We start from the raw sequence: 23,878 nt of genomic DNA on the forward strand, positions 1-23,878 counted from the left end.
TTGCTTCAGGCACTCAACCGGCGCGCCTCGACTACCGGGTGACGGGTCGTCAGCCACCCGTTCGCCCCCGGTCCGAGGTGGACCTCGCGCGGGCCGCGGAAGCCGAGGGACCGCAACTGGTCCCCGTGGCGGGGGGACAGCGTGACCGCGACGGCGGTCCCGGCCTCGTCGTCGACGGCCCGCAGGCCCGGAGCCAGCAGATCGGCGGCCACGGTGTGGTCCCAGGCGCTCGTGTCGTCCAGCGCGCCGACGATGAACACCTTCCAGTGCGGCAGCTCGGGCCCCACGTCCTTCAGCCACATCGGCAGGGCCGGGCAGTCCTCCGGGCCGGTCGCCAGCTCACGCGAGAGCAGGCTGCTGAAACGGGTGTCGGGCGGCTCGGAGCCGACGCCGGGCGGCAGCCAGACGGCAGCCGCGAGGAGCCCGCCGTCCTGCCGCTCGGCCACCCAGATCCGGCCCTCTTCGAGGGCGTAGTGGGCCAGCACCAGCCGCATCGCACTCTGCGTCCGCTCCCACGAGCCCGTCGGTGCGGGCGACGCGATCATGCGCACCACCGCCGGCACGTCCACCAGTCCCGCCGCGCGCACGGCTGTCGCAGGACGCAGTTGAACCATGTTCTTGGGGGCCGTCACGGGTGCCGTCGTCGTCATTGTCGGCGTCATCGTCGTGTTCTCCATTTCAGGCTGCCCGGCTGGTGCCGGCGAGGATCCGGGTGGGTCGCAGGTGGGATACGCCTACGTCGAGGCGGGCGGGACCATCGGGCTGCGACTCGGAGCGGAACTGAGGCTGGGGCTGGATCTGGGACGAGGTCTGGGCCTGAGGCTGGGCCTGGGGCCGACTCAGCAGGACCACTCCACGTGCGGCTGCCGTCGCGCCGGCGAGGGCGAGGAGGGTGCCGGTCGCGCCGTACTGGAAGCCCTCGCCGAGCAGGGTGACGCCGATGGCGGACGCGGCGAACGGGTTGACGAGGGTGAGCAGCGCGAGAGGGCCGCCGAGGCCGCTGCCGTACGCCTTCTGGGCGAGCAGCAGCCCGCCCGCCGCGAACCCGACGGTGAGGACCGCGACCAGCGCCGCGCTCCACGACATGCCCGCCCCTACGGCGAGCTTCTGGGCCAGCGTGGAGCCGACTCCGGAGGCGATGCCCGAGGCCGCAGCGAAGGCGAGGCCGCCCCGGCCGGAACGGCCCGAGGCCAGTCGTACGAGAACCGCGATCACGGAGGCGGCGGCGAGAGCGACCGCCAGGACCCCGGTGGTGCTCAGGGTGCTGTCCGGGGAGCCGCCCGAGGCGGTGACGGTCAGCAGCGCCGTCAGTCCGACGAGCGTGAGGGCCATGCCGCGCCACTGCGTGCCCGAGGTCCGGCGGCGGGCGGCCAGCGAGCCCAGGGGCACCGCGACCACGAGGGTCAGTACGCCGAGGGGCTGCACCAGGCTCAGCGGGCCGTAGCGCAGGGCGACCACGTGCAGCAGCGCGCCGCCGGCGTTGAGGAGGACCGCTCCCCACCACGAGCCCCGGGCGAGCGCGCCACGCAGGTTCGCCGTTCCGGCGGCGGTCCGCTCCTGGACCACGGCGGCCGTGGCGTAACAGAGCGCGGAAACGAGGGAGAGGGCGACGGCCAGGAGTACTGGGGAGCTCGTCATCACATATTCCCATCGATACGAAACGGTTTCGTACCGACAAGCTACGTGGGTGTCCATCGAAACGCAAGCGTTTCTCTAGCTCCTCACCTCGCGAGATCCACCAAGAACCACCCCCGACGGACTCCGCCGGACTCCGGCGGCCCCGAGGACGGGCCGCCGGGTCACAGTCGATCGACTCAGGTCAGTCCACTCAGGCCGGGAACACCGCCGTGCCGCCCTGCGTCAGCTTCCAGTTGGTGACGGCGAAGTCGGCGGGGTTCAGGGTGCCCTTCGTCGTCACGTAGTCGATCATCAGCTGGCGGATCTCGTTGGTGGAGCTGTACGCGATGTCGGCCGCGGCGATGTGCGGGTAGCCGCTGCCGCCGTTGGCGCGGTAGTTGTTCACCGCGACGACGAAGACCTGGTCAGCCGTGACCGCGGTGCCCTTGTAGGAGAGGTTCTTGATCCTCGAACCCTCCGCCGCGGCGATGTCGATCTCGTAGTCGACGCCGGCGGCCGTGTCGTACATGTAGTCCCAGAAGCTGTTGGCGTTCGTCAGCGTCGCGGTGTCGACAGCCGTGCCCACCGGCACCTGGTGGTAGTACTTCGCCGCGTACTCCAGGTAGTCCTTGAGCTGGGCGCCCGTCAGCTTCTTGCCGTACAGGGTGTTGTCGTAGATGTAGAGCCCGGCGACGTCGCGGATGCTGACGTCACCCTTGGGGATGTCCGCGCTGCGGCTGAAGGGCGCGGCGACCGAGATCAGCGGGAGGGCGGCGTCGGCGGTCGACAGACCGGTGGCCACGGTGGCCATCTGGACCTGGTGGATGAAGTCCATGACGGGTACGTCCTTCCAGCACGCCTCCGCCGCCGACAGGTCCGCCGTACACGTGCCGACAGCTGTGTTGACGTACTTCACGACGAGGTCGTGGTCGGCCTTGAGCAGCTTGGTGATCTGCTCGTCCTCCGCGACCGCGTTGCTGTTGAGGGTCTTCGCCTTGGTGCTGGTCACCTTCCACTGGCCGCGGTCGAGTTCGAGCTCGAAGTCGAAGACGGTCAGGCGCATGCCGTAGCAGTACGGCTCGGAGAGGACCACGTCCTTGCCGGTCGTCTTGTTGGTGACCGTGTAGGACGACACCTCGGTGTGCGTGTGCCCGACGAGGATCGCGTCGATCCCGGGCACCTGCTCCGCGACCAGGTTCGACGCGTTCTCGACGTACGGCAGCTCGGTCCCGTACGACGAACTGCCGTCCAGGCCCGAGTGGTCGGTGAGGAAGACGACGTCACAGCCGAGGGCGCGCATCCGCGGGACGTACTTCTTCGCCTGCTCGACGAGACCCGTGAACGTCATCTTCCCGGCGACGTTGTCCTTGTCCCACAGGGCGATCCCGGGGTTGGTGAGGCCGAGGATGCCGACCTTGATGTCCGGCGCGCCGGGGACCCGGATGCGCTTGACGGTGTACGGCTGGAAGGCGGGCCGGAGCGTCTTCGCGTCGAGCGCGTTGGCGCCGAGGAGCGGGAAACGGCACTGGCTCTCGAACTTGCGGAGGGTGTCGATGCCGTAGTTGAACTCGTGGTTGCCGAGGGCGGCGGCGTCGTAGCGCATGGCGTTCATGGCGATGGCCATGGGGTGCTCGGGGCCGCGCTTGCCCTTGCCCGCGTCGATGGGGTCCACGCGCGCGTAGTAGTACGCCAGTGACGTGCCCTGGATGATGTCGCCCGCGTCGACGAGCAGGACGTGGTCCTCGCCCTTCTCCGCGCGCTGCTGCTTGATGAGGGTGGCCACGCGGGCGACGCCGACCGAGTTGCCGGCCTTGTCCTTGTAGGCGGCGTCCGTGTAGTAGTCCCAGTCGAAGACGTGGCTGTGCAGGTCGGTGGTGCCCAGGATGGAGAAGGTCCAGGTGCGGGGCGGCTTGCAGTGCGCGTCGGCACGGTCGGCGGCCTGCGCGGGGGCTGCCGCGACGGTCCCGGCGGCGGCCACGGCGGCACCGGTGACGGCCGACTTGTGCATGAACTGGCGTCGGTTCATGGGCGAGATAGGCATGGGGAACTCCTGGGCAGTCGGCGTCGGTAGCGGTGTCGACAACGGTGGCTACACGCGTAGATCGTGACGGCACACCGGCCCACCAGGAACCAAGAACAGGCCATGACAGGCCATGTCCCGGTCAATTCGAGCGAAAGAAGGGGTACCCACCCGTCCCGTTAACCCCCCGTGCACCTTGTGTCAGCGGTGTAACCTACGCTGCTCTTCACTGGCTCTACACAGAGACCAACTGGCCCCACTTCAGGGCACTTTCGTACCGGGGGGTTCGAATAATCGTGCACAGACGCACTCTGTCGACCGCGCTCGCGGTCGCACTCACTTTCGGTTCCGTCGCGCTCACGACCGGCGTGGCGAGCAATGCCATGGCGGACGACCAGCGGGACCTGGGCATCACCTCGTTCGGTGACATCGCCGTGGACGGCGTTCACCAGCGGGTCTTCGTCAGCGATCCGGCGAGCAACCGGGTCGTCGTCACCGACTACCGGGGCAACTTCGTCGCCGAGGTGTCCGGACTGCGCGGCGTCACGGGCCTGGAGCTCTCGGCCGACTCCCGCACGGTCTACGCGGCGGTACCCGACGGCGTCGGCGACACCGGCGACGCGATCTTCGCCATCGACACGGTCACGGCCAGGGAGTCGGCCCGGTACGCCACGGGTGACGTCAACCCGCGCTCCGTGGCCCTCGCCGGCGGCAAACTCTGGTTCGGATACGGCACCTCCGGCTCCGGCAACATCGGCTCGGTCGACCTGGCCGACCCCGAGCACAAGGTCACGCTGGAGGCCGACACGGCCAAGCCGTGGAGCGCCTCGCCCCTGCTGGACGCGGCGCCGGGTTCGAACAGTCTCGTCGCGGGCCTGCCGGGCCTGGCCTGGACCGAGCTGGGTGTGTACGACGTCTCCTCGGGCACCGCGACCGCCACCGCGCGCAAGACCGTCGCGGGCAGCGAGCTGCGCGACCTCGCGGTCACGGCGGACGGCGCGCGGGTCGTCGCCGCCGCCCAGGACCCGTCCAACCACGTGGCGTTCAAGACCTCCGACCTCACGGCGGACGGCACGTACGCCGACGACGCGGGGGCCGCGAACGCGGTGGCCGTCGCCGCCGACGGCACGGTCGCGGCGGGCAACGACACCAACTTCGGCCAGGGTCTGCACATCTACAGGCCGAACCGCGCGGCCTCCGTCCGGGACTACGACTTCATCAACGGCACCGGCACGGGCGCCCTCGCCCCGGCGGGCCTCGGCTGGGCACCGGACAGGTCCCGCCTCTTCGCGATCACGGCCCTGAACGGCACGTACGAGCTGCGTGTCCTGAACAACCCGACCAAGGCCGTCACCAGCGTCTCCGTCACCGCCCCGGCCAAGTCCGACCGCACCAAGAAGCTCACGGTCAAGGGCAAGATCACCAGCAAGGTGGCCGTCCCGGCGGGCGCCAAGCTGACGATCACCCGCAAGGACCTGGACGCCCCGAGCGGCCGGAAGATCGGCACGGCGACGGTCGCGGCGAACGGCACGTTCACCTTCACCAACAGCCCGCCGGCCGGCGGCAAGGTGACGTACGTGCTGTCGTACGCGGGCGACGCCGACCACCTGGCGTCCTCCGGCTCGGACACGGTCGACGTCTCGCGCGCGGCGACCTCGATCCGTCTCTCCAACAACAAGAAGACGTACGACTACGCGAAGAGCGTCAAGTTCACGGCGCACCTCGGCAAGACGTACAAGAACCGCAAGGTCGAGATCTGGGCCGACCCGGCCGGCTCCGACCGGCCCAACAAGCTGGTCAAGACCGGCACGGTCAACCGGAACGGCGACTTCTCGACCACGTACAAGCTCACCCGCGACACCCGCCTGACGGCACGGTTCACGGGCGACGCGCGCTACGCGCCCAAGACGGTCGCCAGCAACGTCTACACCAGGGTCAAGGTGTCGACGTCGGTCAGCCGCCAGTACAAGAACAAGAACGTGTACGGCCAGACGTACGCCTACTTCCACCAGGCCACGACCCCGCTGTTCACGACGTCCATGACGGCGTACCCGCACCGCCTGCAGCGCCTCCAGATCCAGTACTTCTACGAGGGCACCTGGTTCAGCGGCGGCTCCAAGGACTTCGAACTGGACTCGGCCGGCATCTCCCGCGTCGAACTGGGCGGCACGCACGACATCGGCTACCGCTTCCGCATCCGCTCGTCCTACCTCGACGGCGCATCGGGCGACAACGTGAACGCGACCACGCACGGGGCGTGGAAGTACTTCATCTTCACGAGCTGAGGACCCGCACTCCTGGAGGCCTGAGGCATTGAGAGGAACAGCTGCCACACGGTGTGCGCTCGACTACGCTGTGTGGCAGCTGGCTTGTCTCAGGTGAAAGGCGCATCATGACGTTGATGACGGAGCGACCGATCACGATAAGCGGCACGGAGCCCCCCAGCTTCGAGGGCTTGCTGGACGCCCTCGACCAGCTCGACCTGCCGGACGGCTACAAGGCCGAGATCATCAAGGGGAACATCGTCGTGTCGCCGTGGTCGAAGGCGTACTACGCCGACGTGATGGATCTGGTCTGCGACCAGTTGCGCCCCTGCCTGCCCGAGGGACACCGCATCAGCTGGGGACCCTTGTTGTATGTGTTCCCGGGCGCCGAACGTGCCTACGGCCCCGACATCCACGCCGCCCACCGGCGTACCCGTCGGAGCACCAGCAACCGGCTGGACGGGGAAGGCCTCTCCTTTGTCGCCGAGCTGACGTCCCCCTCCACCCGGATCGACGACCTCACCGACAAGGTCGAGGTCTACGGGAAGGCAGGAGTCCCCGTTTACCTGGTCCTCGACATGCAGGAGGAAGAGGCCAGCCTGTTCCTGGAGCCGTACGAGAACGGCTACAAGTCCCGTCTCACCAAGCCGTTCGGGGAGAAGCTCTACATCCCCGACCCCTTCGGCTGCGAACTCGACACCGCGGGGTTCCAGGCCCCTGTGACCGAGAGCTGACTCCAGAAGCGGGCTACGCGGGTACCGCCAAGCGTCACCGCGCCAGATCGCCCATCCACACCCGTCTCCCCAACAGGTGGTCGTCGCGGTCGAAGATCACCCATACCTGCGGCCAGTTCCAGTCCTTGTCCCGCTTCAGTCCGGCATCCGCGGCCTCCCGCTCGACCTTGCGCAGGGTGCGGACCGCTTCCTGGACCAGACGCAGGGGTTTGCGTAACTTGCCCTCAGCGTTGGGATTGCCGATGTGGTGCTGGACGGTCTCGCCCGCCTTCGCCGGGGTGCCGTTCTTCATGATGATGTCGATGTACTCGGGCTCGGTGACCTCGCCCTCGGTGAAGATGTAGACCTGACGGGCCCGGACGGCGCGGCCCTTCGCCCCGCTTCCTCCCCTCTTGCGGTTGATGCCGTCCCCGCCCCTTGTCCTCGCCATCAGCCCTCTTCCGATTCCGTCCGCGCCAGTTCGTCCGACCGCAGCAGCCGTCGTCCGATCTGCCCTTCCGACACCTTCGGCACCGCCCCGAAGGAGCCAGCGAGGTAGGAGGCCATCAGGTCCTCCTCCTCCGTCGGCTCCCATTCGGCGACCGACGACAGCACGGTGACTCCCCGCTCGTCCTTCTCCGTGAGCCAGATCTGGCCCGGTTGCAGCAGCCGGCCGCCTCCCGGGGCTCGTAGCAGGGAAGGGTCATGGCCGGTGAAGACGAGCTGCGCGCCCTTGGGATTCACCCTTGACGACTGGAAGAGGCGGACGACCTCGGCGGCAAAACGCGGGTGCAGGCTGGAGTCGAGTTCGTCGACGAGGAGCACCGCGCCGGTGTCGAGAGCCAGCAGCAGCGGGCCGATCAGCGCGAACCAGGAGCGGGTGCCCCAGGACTCCGCGTCCCAGTCCATGAGGGTTTTCCCGCCCCCTCCCGAGTGAGCCAGCCGGACCAGCGGGCGGCCGGACGAGGTCTGCTCGACCTCCACCCCGGCGATGCCCAGATCGGCCACCCGCAGCAGTTCCTCCGCCCTTCGGCGGAACTCCTCGCTGCGCAGCAGCCGCAGGGCGGTGTAGTCCTCGCGCTGGGTGCGCTCCGTCTCCGGGGTGACGTCCCAGAGGTTGTCCCTGAACCAGTCGAAGACGGGCATGAGCTGTTCGTGGCCGGCGTTTCCGGCACGGGTGAGCAGCAGGGCGTCCGAGGCGACGGTGCGGGCCAGGCGGACGCGGTCGTGGAGCCGGTTGCCCTTGAAGTCGAAGGGGGTGTCCCGGGTGGCGTCCCGTTCGAACCAGGTCTGGCGGTGCCCGTGCCCCTTGGGGTAGGCGTAGAGCCATTCCGCCTCGACCCTGCGGGAGCCCAGTTCGAAGCCGTAGGTCCAGCGGACTCCGTCCTTGAGGACGAAGTCCGCCTCGTAGAGGGAGGTCTCGGAGGCGGCCTTGGGGTCCAGGGAGAACTCGTCTCGCGGGATGCCGTCGTACGAGGTCCAGTCGGTATACGAGCTGAGCACCGCGAGGCGCATCTTCTTCAGAGCCGCGACGACGTTGGACTTGCCGGACGCGTTGGCGCCGAAGACGCCGAGGACGGTGTGGACGGGGAGCCGACTACCGTCGGAGAGCAGTGTCTCGCGGGCGGCGGCGCGCTCCGCCTCGTCGTCCTCGGGGGCGACGAACGACAGCTCCTGCTCGTCGCGCAGCGACCGGACGTTCGCCACCCGGAATCTCAGCAGCATCCTGGCTCCTTCATGGCGGACAGATTAGCCAGACCGCCGGGTCTGCGGGTCGGATGCGCGGTTCGGATGCGCCGCCCTCGTACGGGTCCGGCGGTCGGCTGCGGAGCAGGCCGACCGCCGGAGAGCGCGAGGAACGGTCAGATGAACGAGTTGATCTCGATCGTCTCCGTGCGCCCCGGGCCGACGCCGATCGCCGAGATCGGTGCGCCGGACATCTCCTCCAGCGCCTTCACGTACGCCTGGGCGTTCTTCGGGAGGTCCGCGAACGACTTGGCCTTCGTGATGTCCTCCGACCAGCCGGGGAGGGTCTCGTAGATCGGCTTCGCGTGGTGGAAGTCGGTCTGGGAGTACGGGAGTTCCTCGACGCGCTTGCCGTCGATCTCGTACGCCACGCAGACCGGGATCTCCTCCCAGCCGGTGAGGACGTCGAGCTTGGTGAGGAAGAAGTCGGTCAGGCCGTTGACGCGGGTCGCGTAGCGGGCGATGACCGCGTCGAACCAGCCGCAGCGCCGGTCACGGCCGGTGGTGACGCCCCGCTCGCCGCCGATACGGCGCAGCGCGTCGCCGTCCTCGTCGAAGAGCTCGGTCGGGAAGGGGCCGGCGCCGACGCGGGTCGTGTACGCCTTGAGGATGCCGATGACCCGGCTGATCTTCGTCGGGCCGACACCCGAGCCCGTGCAGGCGCCGCCCGCCGTCGGGTTGGACGACGTGACGAAGGGGTATGTGCCGTGGTCGATGTCCAGGAGCGTGCCCTGGCCGCCCTCGAAGAGGACCACCTTGTTGTCGTCGAGCGCCTTGTTGAGGACCAGGACGGTGTCGGCGACGTACGGCTTGAGCCGGTCCGCGTACGTCAGCAGCTCCTCGACGACCTGCTCCACCTCGATCGCGCGGCGGTTGAAGACCTTGGTGAGGAGCTGGTTCTTGCCGTCCAGCGCCGCCTCGACCTTCTGCGTCAGGATCGACTCGTCGTACAGGTCCTGGACCCGGATGCCGACCCGGTTGATCTTGTCGGCGTACGTCGGGCCGATACCGCGGCCCGTCGTGCCGATCTTCCGCTTCCCGAGGAAGCGTTCCGTCACCTTGTCGACGGTCACGTTGTACGGGGTGATGATGTGAGCGTTACCGCTGATCAGGAGCTTGGACGTGTCGACGCCTCGCTCGTTCAGCCCGTTCAGCTCGGAGAACAGGACCGACGGGTCGACGACGACGCCGTTGCCGATGACGGGTGTGCATTCAGGTGTGAGGATTCCGGAAGGGAGGAGGTGCAGGGCGTACTTCTGATCGCCCACGACTACCGTGTGGCCGGCGTTGTTGCCGCCCTGGTAGCGCACCACATAGTCCACAGACCCGCCAAGCAGGTCCGTGGCCTTCCCCTTACCTTCGTCACCCCACTGAGCACCGAGCAGCACAAGTGCGGGCACGCGCGTACACCCCTTCCGGGCGGGGCATGTCCAAGGCCAGGGGCGTACGCGTCAGAGCTCACGGCTCATGCTTCGTACACCGGCGACCCTCATCGGCCGCAACCCGTCGGACCCGGATGCCCCGGAATAGACCAAGCCCCTGGCGCAATAGCGCAAGGGGCTCTTGCACAAAGATGCTACCCGAGGAAGCGAGGCATGACCGAGGTGGCGACTTCCGACCAGCTTTTCGTGGTCATCGACCCGGTCGCCCGGCGGACGGACGGCGAGTCTGTACGAATCGCGAAAGACGTGCTCAGCGCGGGTGCGAGGACAAAGGTGTGCCTCCCGGAAGGTCCCGAGGAATTCGCTCGGGCACTGGCGAGGAGGGGGTCCCGGAGGCCGGTGGTGATCGGCGACGACCGGGCCCTGCTGCGTACGGTGGCCCTGCTGCACCGGCAGCGGGAACTGGCCGGATGTGCGCTGTCCGTCGTCCCGGTGGGAGCGATCGGTGGGATGTCCCTGGCCCGTTCGCTGGGTGTGCCCACGGGCGCGGTGGCCGCGGCACGGGCCGTCCTGGAGGGCGTCGAACGCCGACTGGACCTGCTCGTCGACGACAGCGACGGCGTGGTGGTGGGCGCGGTGCGCATTCCCGCGCTGCGGGGGCCGGCCGGTGGCGCCGGTGAGCGTGAGGGTGCGATGGAGGCCGAGGATGTCGCCGGGGGCGCGTCCCATCCCTGGCTGCGGACCTGCCAGTCCCTGGTACGGACACTTGCGGTACGGCCGGTCCGAGGGGCTCGGGGCCCCCGGATGGCCCCGGTACCGGGCAGCCTCGGGCCCTCACGGCTGCGTGTCGAGGTGGACGGGGTGACCCTCGTGGACCTGGACCAGCCGGTGGAGGCGGTGACCCTGACCCCGGGGAGGTCCGGCGGCGCGCGGGTGGAGGTGCGTCCGGTGTCGGTGGGTGCGGAGGCGACTCCGCTGGGGGCGGTGGGGTCGCGGGTGACGGTGTCGGGGGCGGACTTCCGGTACCGGGCGGATTCGGGGATCGTGAGTGGGCCTGTGCGGCGGCGGACGTGGGTGGTGCGGGAAGGGGCGTGGGGGTTGACGCTGCCGGGGTGAGGACTCGTACGCACGACTCCTGACCCGTACGCACGCGTACCCACGTGTACGCACGAGTCCTCACGCGGCTACCGGCCGGCTTACGTCAGTCGGCCTCGCCCAGGTGACTCAGGGCTTCCCGGAGGTCGGCGAGAGCGGCACGGGTCTCGCCGGTGGCGGTGCGGAACGTCGATCGGTCGATCAGGACCTTGGCCAGGATCGGGGTTCCCTCCGCCGGACGGTGCTCGGACAGGCGGCGGGCCAGGTCCACTCCGTCGTCGAACAGGGAACCCACCCGCTCCGCGAAGAGATGGGTGCGATGCTCCCAGTAGACGGCGGAGCGGACGGTGAGCACCCGGTGCAGTCGGACCAGTTCGGCCAGGTGCCGATCCGGATCCTCGGCGGCTCGTGGAGCGAGGACGTCCACCTGTTCGCGCAGGGTGCGAAGGCTGTCGAAGTAGTGCTGCCTGACGTCGGGGGACCACTGGAGGAGGTCCGTTCCCGAGGGCGGACGCGGTTCGCCGAGCGTCGGCTGTTCGCTGTCGGCGCCGGAGAAGGGGAGCAGAACCGCCCAGTAGGACACCTGGTAGCTGCCCCAGGACCTGCGTTCACCGGTGGCGGCCAACTCCGTCAGCAAGGCGAGTGCCTGTTGCCGTACGGCGGTCGCGCGCTCGCCGTGGGCATGGGTGTCGAGGAGGTGCGCGTACCCGATCAGCGCGAAGAGATGACAGGCCACCGAGTCAGGGCGGTTCGCGGCCTCGGCCGCTTCCATGTCGACGAGTGTCTCGAACGCGGCGAGTGCTTCGGCGGGCCGCTCGGCATCGTCGAGGGCGGCGATCCACTCCAGCAGTGACCAGGCGAGCGCCCCCTCGCGGGGCCCGCCGGGCAGAATCGCCGTGACCAACTCGGTCAGGGCGTCGGCGGCCTCGGCATAGCGGCCCTCCTCGGAGAGACCGGTAGCCCAGACCCCCAGTCCCCAGACCGCGGGGTTTCCGGACAGCGCGGCCTGCGCACGGCCGATGGCGAGCATCTCGGCGCGCATGGCGAGCCCTTCGGCGCGCCGGCCCACGGTGTACAGCTCTCTCTGGCACGACGTGAGTGCCCCGTACAGAACATCCGCGCGGTTGGGTTCCGCCGGGTCGATGGCCCGCGCCGCGGCCACCGCCTCCTCGCACAGCGCGAGGGAGGCCGGATGCGGTCTGCCGACGCTGGTGTCGTAACTCAGGGCTTGCAGGGCCTGGACCAGAAGGGGCAGGTAGGAGGCGGGGCTGACCTGGGCCAGCACCCGATAGGCACGGACCTCCTGTTGTGGAGTACGGCGTCCCGACGCGAGCAGAATGTTCCGCGCCCGCACGATGTCGTCCTGATCGACTTTCCCCGAGTGATTCACAGCGGAGATTCTGGGGGCCGGGAGGAGGGCCGAACAAGCGTGCTGAGCTGTGCCGTTCGTCCTACGAAAACACGCCCTGAGCTGTCATGATGGGTGTGTCGTCACCCGATTGTCAGTGCGGGCGAGCCCTCTGCCTACTCCGCACTCCGCGATCACAGCCGGGAGGGGCAGTTTTGAGCCAGTACTTCGACATGGGCGACGAGACGCTGTGGAACCCGTCGAACGGGGCCGCCCAGCTCTTCGTTCGGCAAGTCCGGCTGTACGAGGACGTGTTGGGGGTCCCGTCGGGCATCGGGCCGATGGAGAGCGACGAGTGCCAGGTGGACCCGGTCGTCTACGAGGCGTTCGTCGGCACCCTGCTGGCATGGCGTGACCGTACGAATCACGGCATCGTCGACGCCCTCAGCGCCGGGTTCATCGCCACGGCACTGGCCCTCGGGGAACGGGCCCGTATCCGCGTGGACTGGCCGGAACCACGCATGGGCCACGAGGGCCGGACGGACATCCAGGCGCCGGCACCGCCACAGCACGACTGGGCGGGCACCGCGCGCGAACAGGCCCGCGAGCTGCAAGGGTCCATGGCCCGCTGACCTCCGCTGCTCTTCCCCCCTACGGACCTGAACGGGCCTTGTCGATCTCCCCCAGAGGGGGGACCCCCAGACGGGCCGAAAGGTCCGACTCGTCCTTCAGCCCCACCCCCGTCAGCCCCAACTCCCGCGCCCTCCCCATCAGCGTCGCCAGTTTCCCCGCCGCCGATTCGTAGGTCAGGCCCAGCGGGGGCCTGATGTTGGACAGGCAGTTGCGGTCCGCGTCCGTGGTCGTGCCCGGGCGCGGGGCGTACGTCAGATACGCGCCCAGCGAGTCCGCCGCCGACATACCGGGCCGTTCGCCGATCAGCACGACCACCATCGCGGCGCCCATGGCGTGGGCCACGTCGTCCCCGAGGGCCACCCGGGCCTGTTCGGCCAGGATCACCGGGGCCACGCGCCACCCCGGGGGCAGCAGTGCCGTCGTCGCCCGCACCATCGGCGCCGCGTGCTCGTGCACCGCCCGGCTGGACAGCCCGTCGGCCACGACGAACACCAGGTCCCAGTCACCGCCGGGGAGGTGCGCACGGTCGATGTCGTCCAGGCGGCGCCCCAGGTCGGGGCGCTGGAGGTAGGTCAGCCGGTCACCGGCGGCGCTGCGTACCCGTACCGTCGGTTCGCCCGCCAGGCCGGCCGCGACGATCTCCGGCTCGAAGGGCGAGTGCACCGCGTCCCGGGCTGCGGCATGCGCGGCCTGCAGCTCCAGGCGGTGGCGGGTGGGGAGGGCCGAGCCCGCGCGGCCGAGGCCGATCCTGGCCTGTGTGTGCCGCCGTAGCGCCGCCCACATGGTCACGTCGTCGGTCAAGTCATCGGCCACAGCAGCAAGTTGACGTTCCGTCATGCCGCCAGTTCCTTTCCGATCGCCGTCAGCGGATGTGCCGTACCGGAGACGTCCCGGATCGCTCCCCGCTCGTCCAGCAGGCCGATGCCGTCCAGCCAGGCCTCGAACTCCGGTGCCGGGCGCAGCCCGAGGACCTCGCGGAGGTACAACGCGTCGTGGTACGAGGCGGATTGGTAGTTGAGCATGATGTCGTCGCCGCCCGGCGTGCAGATGACGAAGGACGCGCCCGCGACCCCGAGCATGGTGAGCATGGTCGCCACGTCGTCGTCATCGGCGTCCGCGTGGTTCGTGTAGCAGATGTCCAGGCCCATGGGCAGGCCGAGCAGCTTGCCGCAGAAGTGGTCCTCCAGGGCGGCGCGGAGGATCTGGCGGCCGTCGTAGAGGTACTCGGGGCCGATGAAGCCGACCACGGTGTTCACCAGCAGCGGGTCGTAGCGCCGGGCCACCGCGTAGGCCCGTGCCTCCACCGTCTGCTGGTCCACCCCGTGATGCGCGTCGGCGGACAGCGCGCTGCCCTGCCCGGTCTCGAAGTACAGCGCGTTGCTCCCGATCGTCCCCCGGTTCAGCTCGCCCGCCGCCGCGTACGCCTCGTCCAGCAGACCCAGGGTCACCCCGAAGGAGGCGTTCGCGGCCTGCGTACCCGCGATGGACTGGAAGACCAGGTCGACCGGGGCGCCGCGCTCCATCAGGTCCACGCTCGTCGTGACATGGCAGAGCACACAGGACTGGGTGGGGATCCCGTACCGCTGGATGACTCCGTCCAGCAGCTCCAGCAGATCCCTCACCGATTTCGGGCTGTCCGTCGCCGGGTTGATGCCGATGACCGCGTCGCCCGAGCCGAGCAGCAGTCCGTCCAGCAGGGCCGCCGCGACACCCGCCGGGTCGTCGGTGGGGTGGTTGGGCTGAAGGCGGGTGGCCAGCCGGCCGGGCAGCCCGATCGTCGAACGGAAGGCGGTCACGACGCTCACCTTGCGTGCCACGGCGACCAGATCGGCGTTCCCCATCAGCTTGGACACCGCCGCCACCATCTCCGGCGTCAGCCCCGGCGACACGGCGGCCAGCGTCCGGGCGTCCGCAGCCTCCGACAGCAGCCACTCCCGGAATCCGCCCACCGTCAGCGCGGCCACCGGCGCGAAGGCGGCCGGGTCGTGGGTGTCGATGATCAGCCGGGTCACGTCGTCGTCCTCGTACGGGACCACCGGCTCGGCCAGAAACCGCTCCAGCGGCACCTCCGCCAGCGCCCAGCGCGCCGCGACCCGCTGTTGCGCGGAGTCCGCGGCGAGGCCGGCCAGCCGGTCGCCGGAGCGCTCGGGGCTCGCGGCGGCGAGCAGGCGCGCGAGGGAGTCGAAGCGGAAGCTGTGGCCGCCGAGGGTGGAGGTGTACGTGCTCATGGCGACGACCGTACGAGCCACGTGTTGCCGCCAGATTTCTAAAGGTCTGGTTGACAAACATTTAACGCGCCGACACCCTTGACCGACTTATTCGGGCTACAGAGTTCCACCCCATTGGCAGTGCACGGCAAGGCAACCAGGAAGGGGCCACCCGATGGCAGTGGACGAGGGCGTAGCCCCGGCGGACAACACGAGTTGGGGTGGGGGTACGGGCGCAAGCCCCGACGGCGACGGCACGGTTCACCGGCTCAAGCCGAACGCGATCGGGTTGCTGGGCGTGGTCTTCATGGCCGTCGCCACCGCCGCCCCGATCACCGCGATGACGGGCAACGTACCCTTCATGGTGTCGGCAGGAAACGGCATCGGCGCCCCCGCGAGCTATCTGGTCGCAATGGTCGTCCTGGCAATCTTTGCCGTCGGCTTCACCTCGATGGCGAAGCACATCACGTCCACCGGCGCCTTCTACGGCTTCATCTCGTACGGCCTCGGCCGCACGGTCGGCCTCGCCTCCGGACTGCTCGCCACCTTCGCGTACGTGGTCTTCGAGCCCGCCCTGATCGGCATCTTCTCGACCTTCGCCAACGAGACCGTGCTGGACCAGACGGGCGTCGACGTCCCCTGGTGGGTGTTCGCGATCGTCATGCTCGCGATCAACGCCACGGGTACGTGGTTCGGGGTGTCGGTGGCCGAGAAGCTGCTGGTGGTCCTCCTCGGCACCGAGGTGACGATCCTCGCCGCGATGGCGATCTCGGTCGCCCTGCACGGCGGCGGCCCGAACGGCTTCACCTTCGGCCCCGTCAACCCGGTCAACGCCTTCCAGGGCACCAGCGCCGGCCTCGGCCTCTTCTTCGCCTTCTGGTCATGGGTCGGCTTCGAGTCGACGGCGATGTACGGCGAGGAGTCCCGCGACCCGAAGAAGATCATCCCCAAGGCGACGATGATCAGCGTCCTGGGCGTCGGCGTCTTCTACGTCTTCGTCTCCTGGATGGCCATCACGGGCAACGGCGAGCAGGAAGCCGTCGCGGCGGCCTCGTCCTCGAACCCCCTCGCCCTGTTCTTCAACCCGACCGAGCACTACGTGGGCCACTGGGCGGTCGTCGTCATGCAGTGGCTGATGATCACCGGCTCGCTGGCCTGCGGCATGGCCTTCCACAACTGCGCCGCCCGCTACATGTACGCGCTGGGCCGCGAAGGCGTACTCCCCTCCCTCAAGCGCACCATCGGCCGCACCCACCCCTCCCACGGCTCCCCGCACGTCGCCGGCCTGGTCCAGACGATCATCAGCGCCCTGCTGCTGCTCGGCTTCTGGGCCGCGCACAAGGACCCGTACAGCGGTACGTACGTCCTGCTGGCCATCCTCGGCACGATGGCGATCCTCGTCGTCCAGGCCGTCTGCTCCTTCGCGGTCCTGGCCTACTTCCGCAAGAACCACCCGGAGAGCCGCCACTGGTTCCGGACGTTCACGGCCCCGCTCATCGGCGGCGTCGCGATGCTCGCGGTGGTGGTGCTGCTGGTGTCCAACATGGGCGTCGCGGCGGGCACGGAGTCGGGCTCACTGGTGCTCAAGGCGACGCCGTGGCTCGTCGCGCTCATCGCGGCGGCCGGGATCGGCTACGCCACCTACCTCAAGTACCGCGCCCCCGAGCGGTACGCGCTGCTGGGGCGGACGGTGCTGGAGGAGACGAAGGAGCGGTAACGCTCCGCTCGAAGGCGCTGTCGGGGAACTGTGGGTTGGTAACTGTCGCTGGGTGACTGCGGGTCATCTGTGGCTGGGCGCGCAGTTCCCCGCGCCCCTTTGGGGGCGTTGCCCCCTTGGGGGCGCTAGGGCTGGTTGCCGAAGATTCGGGCGCGCTCCTCGTGCCACCGTTCCATCAGCTTGGTGAGCTCGCCCTCCATGTACTCGAAGAAGGCCAGGGTCTCGGCGATCCGCCGACCGCCGGGGCTCTCGGCGCCGAGGCTGTCGACGCCCCCGCGCAGGGTCTGGCTCCAGCGCTTGAGGACCGCGTCGCGGTTCGTCAGCGCCTCGTACCACTGGTCGCTGTGCACCCGGTACCGCTCACGCCGCGAGCCGGGTTCGCGCTCCCGCGAGACCATGTGCACCTGGGACAGATAACGCACCGCGCCGGACACGGCGGCCGGACTGACCTGGAGCTGTTCGCCGAGTTCGGCCGAGGTCAGGGCGCCTGCGTCGGAGGCGAGCAGCGCGGCGAAGACGCGGCCGGCCATACGCTGCATACCGGCCTCGACGAGCTGGGCGGCGAAGCTCTCGACGAACTTCGACACCACCTCGGGGTCCCGCCCGCTGTCCGCCGCACCCGCCGCCGCACCCGGTTCCGTCATACGCAAAGCGTAACCGTCATTCATACGCTTCCTTAACTTCACAAATTTCTGAAGTAAGCGTACGTTCGGAAACATGACGAAGGCCAGCCCCGCCATCGAGGTTTCCGGACTCCACAAGTCGTTCGGCAGGACCCACGCCCTGGACGGTCTCGACCTGACCGTGGAGACCGGCGAAGTGCACGGCTTCCTCGGCCCCAACGGCTCCGGCAAGTCCACGACGATCCGCGTCCTGCTCGGCCTGCTGCACGCCGACTCGGGCACCGCGCGGATCCTGGGCCGGGACCCGTGGGCGGACGCCGTCGAGGCGCACCGCCGGATCGCCTACGTCCCCGGTGACGTCACCCTGTGGCGCAACCTGTCCGGCGGCGAGGTCATCGACCTGTACGGCAGACTGCGCGGCGGCCTCGACCCGGCGCGCCGCGCCGACCTGATCGACCGGTTCGAGCTGGACCCGACCAAGAAGGGCCGGACCTACTCGAAGGGCAACCGCCAGAAGGTGGCGCTGGTGGCGGCGTTCGCGTCGGAGGTCGACCTGCTGATCCTCGACGAACCGACCTCGGGCCTCGACCCGTTGATGGAGGAGGTCTTCCAGCGCTGCGTGGAGGAGGAGAGGGACAGGGGCAGAACCATCCTGCTCTCCTCCCACATCCTCAGCGAGGTCGAGGAGTTGTGCGACCGGGTCAGCATCATCCGCAAGGGCCGGACCGTGGAGAGCGGCTCCCTCGCCGACCTGCGCCACCTCACGAGGACGAGCATCACGGCGGAACTGGCGGGCACACCCAACGGGTTGGCCCGTCTCCCTGGCGTCCACGACCTCGACGTACAAGGCAGGCGCGTCCAACTCCAGGTGGACACCGACAAGTTGGACGCGGTGCTGAGCTCGCTCACGGAGTCGGGCGTACGGTCGCTGAGGGCGACGCCACCGACGCTGGAGGAGTTGTTCCTGCGCCACTACCAGGGCGAAGCGGTGACCCGATGACCGCCATCACGTCAGCCCTGGCAGTACGGAGGACTGGCGGTACACGCCAACTGGCGGGAACCGCGGCCTTGTTGCGGTTCAACCTGCGGCGCGACCGGGTGATGATCCCGGTGTGGGTCGCGGTGACGGCCCTCCTGGTGATCTCCCTGCCCGGCTCCCTGGAGAGCGTGTACTCCACCCCCGCCGAACGCGCGGACATCGCCCGCCAGTTGTCCACCAACAGCTCACTGCGAGCCACGTACGGCCCGGTGTTCAGCGACTCGATCGGCGGCCTGACCGCCTGGCGCATCGGCGGCTACGCGGCGGTCCTCGCCGGCATCATGAGCCTGCTCGTCGTCGTACGGCACACCCGTGACGAGGAGGAGAGCGGACGCCAGGAACTGATCTCGTCGGCGATGGTGGGCCGCCGCGCCCCCCTGACGGCGGCGCTGCTCACCGCCCTGGTCGCGAACACCGTGCTCGCGCTGCTGATCGCGGGCGGACTGGCCGGCCGGGGCGCGTCGGGTGCGCTGGCGTTGGGCCTGGGCATCGGGGGCGTGGGAGCGGCGTTCGCCACCCTCACGGCGATCGTCGCGCAGTTCACGGAGAGCGCGCGGCTGGCGAAGGGCCTGACGGGCGGCCTGCTCGGCGTGGCGTTCGTGCTGCGCGCGGCGGGCGACTCCGCGACGAACGACGGTTCGTCACCGCTCACCTGGGTCTCGCCGATCGGCTGGCTGGAGAACGTACGGCCGTTCGCGGACGAACGGTGGTGGGTGCTGGGCCTGTTCGTGGCCGCGACCGCGCTACAGGGCTGGCTGGCCTACGAGTTGGCGGGCCGCCGGGACGTCGGCATGAGCTTCTTCCCCACCCGCCCCGGGCCGGCGACAGGCCGTCTGGGCACGGCGGGCGCGCTGGCCTGGCGGCTGCAGCGGGGCACTGTCCTCGGCTGGAGCATCGGGTTCCTCACGGCCGGGGCCGCCTTCGGCGGGCTGACGAAGGGCGCGGCGGACCTGGTCGGCGACAACGCCAGAACCCGGGAGATCATCGAGCGGATGGGCGGCCAGTCCGGCATCGAGAACGCCTTCCTCGCCACGATGGCCGGCATGTTCGGCATGGTGGCGGCGCTGTACGTCGTCTCGTCGGTACTCCGCCTGAACGCCGAGGAAACGTCACAACGGGCCGAGCCGATCCTCGCGGGCGCGGTGGGACGACTGCGCTGGGCCGGGGGCCACCTGGTGATCGCCTTCGGCGGCGCGGTACTGATCCTTTTGCTGAGCGGCCTGGGCCTGGCACTCGGCTACGGGGACGACCTCGGCCCCCTCCTCGCGGCGAGCCTGGTGCAGGTCCCGGCGGTGTTGGTGGTCGGCGGACTGGCGGTCCTGCTGTACGGACTGTCACCCCAACTGGCCGTCGGAGCCTGGGGTGTTGCCGGGTTCGCGCTGCTGGTGGGGTGGATCGGCCCGGCGCTGGACGTGCCGCAGGGCGTGCTGGACCTGTCACCGTTCGGCCACCTGCCGAAGCTGCCGGGCGGGGAGATGGCCTGGGGGCCTGTGTCGGCCCTCACCGGGGTCGCGGTGGTGCTGGTGGCCGCGGGACTGGCGGGGCTGCGACGACGGGACATGGCGACGTAGCACAGTGACGTAGAAACGTGACGTAGAGCAGCGACCGCCACCCCGGGAGGGGTCCTCGTGCGCCAGGCCGGGTGGAACCTCCCCTCCCGGGGGCGCGTCCTTCCCCGACATGGGACAACGCGCACAGGCCGCCGCAGGATGTCTGACCGTCGCCCTCGGGGTGTGCGCCGGGCTCACGGTGTGGGCCGTCCGGGCGCAGGGGCGGGTCCGCCGCTTCGAGCAGGGCCCCGACTGGAGCGTCTTCTACGCCGAGCTGCCGCTGCTGTTCCTCGCGGGCATCGCCGCCGGACTGTGCGCCTGGGCCGCGGTGCAGGGTCTCGGGGCGCGGCGGCGCAGGTCCCGGAATCGGAGGTCGGCTCAAGTGAGATGAGTTCTGGTGCCGGGACAGGTCTGTCCCTACACGAGGCGCCACGATGCGCCACGCGGCGAGAGGAGAAGCGCGATGAACGCACCCGAGGTCCTGATGGAAGGCATCGTGTTCGGCGAGTCACCGCGCTGGCACGACGAGCGACTCTGGTTCTCCGACTGGGGTGCGAACCAGGTGATCGCGCTTGACGCCGGCGGACGCCATGAGGTGGTGGCGACCGTCCCGTCCTTCCCGATGTGCATCGACTTCCTCCCGGACGGGCGCCTGCTCGTCGTGGACTCGGCACGACGACGGCTGCTGCGCCGGGAACCGGACGGATCACTCGTCCAGCATGCCGACCTCTCCAAGGTCTCGGAGAAACCGTGGAACGACATCGTGGTCGACGACCGGGGCAACGCCTACGTCAACACCATCGGTTTCGACTTTCCCGGCGGTGAGTTCGCACCGGGTCTGATCGTGCTCGTCACACCGGAAGGCGACGTCAGTCGCGTCGCCGACGGCCTCGCGTTCCCCAACGGCATGGCGATCAGCCCGGACGGCGCCACGCTGATCGTCGCCGAGTCGTACGCGAACCGGCTCACCGCCTATGCCATCGACGGCCGCGACAGCCACGGCGGCCTCGCCGACCGGCGCGTGTGGGCGGAGACGCCCGGCGACCACCCGGACGGGATCTGCATGGATGTCGAAGGCGCCGTCTGGTACGCCGACGTCGGCAACCAGCACTGTGTTCGCGTGCGCGAGGGCGGTGAGGTACTCGCCACCGTCGACCTGGACCGCGGCGCCTTCGCCTGCGCACTCAGCCGCGGGGACGACCCCCGCCTGTTCGTCGTCGGCCAGACCTGGGGCGGCCCCGAGCCCCGGCAACCCGACGGGCAGGTGGTGGCGTTCCCCGCACCGGCACGGGGCGCCGGGAAACCCTGACCCCGCCAGGCGCGGCGTCTCACCGCGGCTGCCGGCCCGCCCGGGTCAGAGTTCGACGGGCAGGCCCTCCAGGCCCCTGATCACGAAGTTCGGCTTGCGGGTCGGTTCCGTGGCCAGGCGGAGGTTCGGGGCGCCCTTCAGCAGGGCGCTCATCGACGCCGCCAGCTCGATTCGGGCCAGTGGGGCGCCGATGCAGTAGTGGATGCCCGCGCTGAAGGAGATGTGCGGGTTCTCCGTGCGGGTCAGGTCCAGGGAGCCGGGGGCGGTGAACACCTCCGGGTCGTGGTTGGCGGAGCCGAAGAGCAGGGCCACCTCGCTGCCCCTCGGGATCACCGTGCCGTCGAGCTCGATGTCGTCCAGTACCCAGCGTTCGAAGAGCTGGAGCGGGGTGTCGTAGCGCATCAGCTCCTCCACGGCGGAGGGGATCAGGGAGTGGTCCGCGCGCAGGGCCGCCAGCTGGGCCGGGTTGCGGAACAACGCCCACCAGCCGTTCACCGTCGCGTTGACCGTCGCCTCGTGGCCCGCGTTGAGCAGGAGCACGCAGGTCGAGATCATTTCCTGTTCCGTCAGCCTGTCGCCCTCGTCGTACGCGGCGATCAGGCCCGAGATCAGGTCATCGCCGGGCTTCTCGCGGCGGGCCGCGATCAGGTCCCGCAGATACTCCGTGAACTCCTCCGACGCCCGTACCGCCTTCGCCGCCGTCTCCTCCGACGGGCTCAGCTCGTACATGCCGCAGATGTCCGCCGACCAGGGGCGCAGTGGGGCACGGTCGGCCTCCGGGATGCCCAGCATCTCCGCGATCACCGCGACCGGCAGCGGCTCCGCCACGTCCGTCAGCAGGTCGCCGCCGCCCGCCTTCACCAGCGCGGCGACCAGGTCGCCGGCGAGCTGCTCCACGTACGGCTTCAGGCCCTCCACCGTGCGCGGGGTGAACGCCTTCGACACCAGGCGGCGGATCCGCGTGTGGTCCGGCGGCTCCAGGTCCAGCATGCCGTGGTCGTTCAGGGTGTGGAACGGCTCGTGTTCCGGCGGGGGTGCCGTGCGGCCGAAGTCCTCGTGGGTGAAGCGGTGTTGGTACGTGCGGCCCAGGCGGCGGTCGCGCAGCAGTGCCGAGACGTCCGCGTGGTGCGGGACCAGCCACTGGTTGGTGGGTTCGTAGAACAGGGCCCTGCCACGGGCTCGCAGTTCGGCGTACGCGGGGTACGGGTCCGCGACGAACGTCGGGTCCCACGGGTCGAAAGCGAGGTCGGATGCAGCTGCCATGCAGGGACGCTAGCCCGAGCCACCCCCATCTGACCAGGGACGTCCCACCGTACGGCGACGCGGGCCGGCGGAGGGCGGAGTTCGGCTGCCCGTCGCGGAACCTTCTCCCGTGGACTCTTGACCCGCCCGGTGATCCCCGGCTTAGGGTGGCCGCCCCGAACAGGAGTACCCACCCATGACCAGCCTGTACGTGCGGGAGATCACGCGGGAGGAGCATCTGGCCCACCTGCGGCTGTTTCCCGACGCGAGCCATCTCCAGATCCCCGAGTGGGGCGGCGTGAAGCCCGACTGGCTGCCGGAGAGCGTCGGCTGGTTCGAGGACGAGGCGATGCCCGTGGGCGGGGCGATGGTCGCGGCGGCGCTCGTCCTGTACCGGCCGCTGCCCGGGACGCGGCGCTATCTCGCGTACCTTCCCGACGGGCCCGCGATCGACTGGCGGACCCCGCGACTCGAACGCTGGCTGGACCCGCTCATCGCCCACCTGGAGCGGATCGGGGCGTTCTCGGTACGGATAGGGCCACCCCTGGTCGTACGGCACTGGGATTCGGCCACCGTGACGGCGGGCCTCGCCGACCCCGGCGTACGGCATCTGCACGATCTTCCGGCGGCGGACATCGACGGCCGCGCCCTCGACGCCGGGGAGCGGCTGCGGCGTCTCGGGTGGCGGCCGTGCGCGGAGGACGACGGCAGCGGTTTCGGCCTCGGCCAGCCGCGCTACGGCTGCCACATCCCGCTGGCGGGGCGCACGGTGGACGACCTTCGCGAAGCCCTCGCCCCGCACTGGGAACAGTCGTTGGTCACCTCCGAGCGGGCGGGCGTCCAGGTCCTGTGGGGTTCGGACGCCGACCTGCCCGACTTCCACCGCCTGTACACCGCGACCGCCGGCCGCGACGGCTTCAAGGCACGCCCGGTGGACTACTTCCGACGCATGTGGCGGGCCCTGAACGAGGAGGACCACGACCGGCTCCGCCTCTACCTCGCCGAGTACGACGGCGAGGTGCTCTCCGGCGCCCTCATGATCAACGTCGGCTCCCGCGTCTGGCACTCGTACGCCGCGTCCGGCCGCTACGGGCGCGAACTGCGGCCCAGCAGCGCCCTGTTGTGGCGCATGCTGTGCGACGCCCGGTCGGCGGGCGCCGACACCTACGACCTGCGTTCCATCACCCCGTCCCTCACCGAGGACCGCCTCCTCGGCCGGCTCCGCTTCAAGACGGGCGCGGGCGGCCGGCCCGTGGAGTACCTCGGGGAGTGGGAACTACCGGTGGGCAGCCAGGGCCGGATGCTGCAGCGGGCACTGCGCGTCTACCTCGGCCGCAGATGACCCGCCCCACCCCGTTCCCGCCCCCCCCTTC

Annotated in this window: 21 protein-coding genes; 10 read left to right on the forward strand and 11 right to left on the reverse strand. The window is 69.9% G+C overall.

The annotated features are described in order from the left end of the window. Positions 1–5 precede the first annotated feature (5 nt). The 3 genes from OG241_RS26110 to OG241_RS26120 all read right to left on the reverse strand — a co-directional run bounded on the left by OG241_RS26110 (position 6) and on the right by OG241_RS26120 (position 3,658). Positions 6–662, reverse strand: a complete 657-nt coding sequence (locus OG241_RS26110) for a hypothetical protein (protein WP_405818415.1) — start codon at positions 660–662, stop codon at positions 6–8. 16 nt (positions 663–678) lie between these two features. Continuing rightward, entirely contained in the window at positions 679–1,638 is a 960-nt protein-coding gene (locus tag OG241_RS26115) for a hypothetical protein (protein WP_405818417.1), read from the reverse strand. Positions 1,639–1,828: 190 nt separating this feature from the next. Continuing rightward, positions 1,829–3,658, reverse strand: a complete 1,830-nt coding sequence (locus OG241_RS26120; protein WP_405818418.1) for a bifunctional metallophosphatase/5'-nucleotidase — start codon at positions 3,656–3,658, stop codon at positions 1,829–1,831. Positions 3,659–3,933: 275 nt separating this feature from the next. Here OG241_RS26120 and OG241_RS26125 point away from each other — a divergent pair, with 275 nt between their 5' ends. Together OG241_RS26125 and OG241_RS26130 are read left to right on the forward strand one after the other, a co-directional pair. Beyond that, entirely contained in the window at positions 3,934–5,922 is a 1,989-nt protein-coding gene (locus OG241_RS26125) for an Ig-like domain repeat protein (RefSeq protein ID WP_405818420.1), read from the forward strand. A 107-nt stretch (positions 5,923–6,029) separates the two neighbouring features. Further along, complete coding sequence (locus OG241_RS26130; RefSeq protein ID WP_405818421.1) at positions 6,030–6,635, forward strand: Uma2 family endonuclease; 606 nt, start codon at positions 6,030–6,032, stop codon at positions 6,633–6,635. A 34-nt stretch (positions 6,636–6,669) separates the two neighbouring features. On the opposite strand, the gene OG241_RS26135 is transcribed toward OG241_RS26130, so the two are convergent. The 3 genes from OG241_RS26135 to OG241_RS26145 form a co-directional block, all read right to left on the reverse strand. Then, positions 6,670–7,065 (reverse strand): RloB domain-containing protein, encoded by a 396-nt coding sequence (locus OG241_RS26135; protein WP_405818423.1) that lies wholly within the window; start codon positions 7,063–7,065, stop codon positions 6,670–6,672. Continuing rightward, complete coding sequence (locus tag OG241_RS26140) at positions 7,065–8,339, reverse strand: ATP/GTP-binding protein (RefSeq protein ID WP_405818425.1); 1,275 nt, start codon at positions 8,337–8,339, stop codon at positions 7,065–7,067. The genes OG241_RS26135 and OG241_RS26140 overlap by 1 nt, the downstream gene beginning before the upstream one ends. Before the next feature lie 137 nt (positions 8,340–8,476). Next, on the reverse strand, positions 8,477–9,760 hold the full coding sequence (locus OG241_RS26145) for an adenylosuccinate synthase (protein ID WP_405818427.1): 1,284 nt from the start codon (positions 9,758–9,760) through the stop codon (positions 8,477–8,479). A gap of 195 nt (positions 9,761–9,955) precedes the next feature. Here OG241_RS26145 and OG241_RS26150 point away from each other — a divergent pair, with 195 nt between their 5' ends. Then, on the forward strand, positions 9,956–10,858 hold the full coding sequence (locus OG241_RS26150; RefSeq protein ID WP_405818429.1) for a diacylglycerol kinase: 903 nt from the start codon (positions 9,956–9,958) through the stop codon (positions 10,856–10,858). An 85-nt stretch (positions 10,859–10,943) separates the two neighbouring features. Here the strand turns inward: OG241_RS26150 and OG241_RS26155 are convergent, their stop codons facing one another. Then, complete coding sequence (locus tag OG241_RS26155; RefSeq protein ID WP_405818431.1) at positions 10,944–12,227, reverse strand: hypothetical protein; 1,284 nt, start codon at positions 12,225–12,227, stop codon at positions 10,944–10,946. Positions 12,228–12,400: 173 nt separating this feature from the next. Here OG241_RS26155 and OG241_RS26160 point away from each other — a divergent pair, with 173 nt between their 5' ends. Then, entirely contained in the window at positions 12,401–12,817 is a 417-nt protein-coding gene (locus OG241_RS26160) for a DUF6086 family protein (RefSeq protein ID WP_405818433.1), read from the forward strand. Between the two features lie 19 nt (positions 12,818–12,836). On the opposite strand, the gene eutC is transcribed toward OG241_RS26160, so the two are convergent. After that, positions 12,837–13,655 carry an ethanolamine ammonia-lyase subunit EutC gene (gene eutC, locus OG241_RS26165; protein ID WP_405818434.1) on the reverse strand — a complete coding sequence of 273 codons (819 nt, stop codon included), beginning with the start codon at positions 13,653–13,655 and terminating at the stop codon, positions 12,837–12,839. Beyond that, positions 13,652–15,046 carry an ethanolamine ammonia-lyase subunit EutB gene (locus OG241_RS26170; RefSeq protein WP_405818436.1) on the reverse strand — a complete coding sequence of 465 codons (1,395 nt, stop codon included), beginning with the start codon at positions 15,044–15,046 and terminating at the stop codon, positions 13,652–13,654. Before OG241_RS26170 ends, eutC begins: the two co-directional genes overlap by 4 nt. Before the next feature lie 154 nt (positions 15,047–15,200). Between OG241_RS26170 and OG241_RS26175 the strand changes: the two genes are divergently transcribed. Further along, the gene (locus OG241_RS26175) at positions 15,201–16,742 is read left to right on the forward strand and encodes an APC family permease (RefSeq protein WP_405818438.1); all 1,542 of its coding nucleotides are present in this window, start codon (positions 15,201–15,203) and stop codon (positions 16,740–16,742) included. A 125-nt stretch (positions 16,743–16,867) separates the two neighbouring features. Here the strand turns inward: OG241_RS26175 and OG241_RS26180 are convergent, their stop codons facing one another. After that, entirely contained in the window at positions 16,868–17,386 is a 519-nt protein-coding gene (locus tag OG241_RS26180; protein ID WP_405818440.1) for a GbsR/MarR family transcriptional regulator, read from the reverse strand. A 73-nt stretch (positions 17,387–17,459) separates the two neighbouring features. Between OG241_RS26180 and OG241_RS26185 the strand changes: the two genes are divergently transcribed. From OG241_RS26185 to OG241_RS26200, 4 genes are all read left to right on the forward strand, one after another. After that, entirely contained in the window at positions 17,460–18,365 is a 906-nt protein-coding gene (locus OG241_RS26185; protein WP_405818441.1) for an ATP-binding cassette domain-containing protein, read from the forward strand. Next, the gene (locus tag OG241_RS26190; protein WP_405818443.1) at positions 18,362–19,975 is read left to right on the forward strand and encodes an ABC transporter permease; all 1,614 of its coding nucleotides are present in this window, start codon (positions 18,362–18,364) and stop codon (positions 19,973–19,975) included. Before OG241_RS26185 ends, OG241_RS26190 begins: the two co-directional genes overlap by 4 nt. Positions 19,976–20,084: 109 nt before the next feature. Further along, positions 20,085–20,345 carry a hypothetical protein gene (locus OG241_RS26195; RefSeq protein ID WP_405818445.1) on the forward strand — a complete coding sequence of 87 codons (261 nt, stop codon included), beginning with the start codon at positions 20,085–20,087 and terminating at the stop codon, positions 20,343–20,345. 72 nt (positions 20,346–20,417) lie between these two features. After that, on the forward strand, positions 20,418–21,263 hold the full coding sequence (locus tag OG241_RS26200) for an SMP-30/gluconolactonase/LRE family protein (protein ID WP_405818447.1): 846 nt from the start codon (positions 20,418–20,420) through the stop codon (positions 21,261–21,263). A 45-nt stretch (positions 21,264–21,308) separates the two neighbouring features. Here OG241_RS26200 and OG241_RS26205 read toward each other — a convergent pair whose 3' ends face one another. Continuing rightward, positions 21,309–22,526 carry a cytochrome P450 gene (locus OG241_RS26205; protein ID WP_405818449.1) on the reverse strand — a complete coding sequence of 406 codons (1,218 nt, stop codon included), beginning with the start codon at positions 22,524–22,526 and terminating at the stop codon, positions 21,309–21,311. Between the two features lie 175 nt (positions 22,527–22,701). Here OG241_RS26205 and OG241_RS26210 point away from each other — a divergent pair, with 175 nt between their 5' ends. Beyond that, complete coding sequence (locus OG241_RS26210; protein WP_405818451.1) at positions 22,702–23,847, forward strand: lipid II:glycine glycyltransferase FemX; 1,146 nt, start codon at positions 22,702–22,704, stop codon at positions 23,845–23,847. The last annotated feature ends 31 nt before the right edge of the window (positions 23,848–23,878 follow it).

The organism is Streptomyces sp. NBC_01390, from assembly GCF_045040105.1.
Classification (GTDB): domain Bacteria; phylum Actinomycetota; class Actinomycetes; order Streptomycetales; family Streptomycetaceae; genus Streptomyces.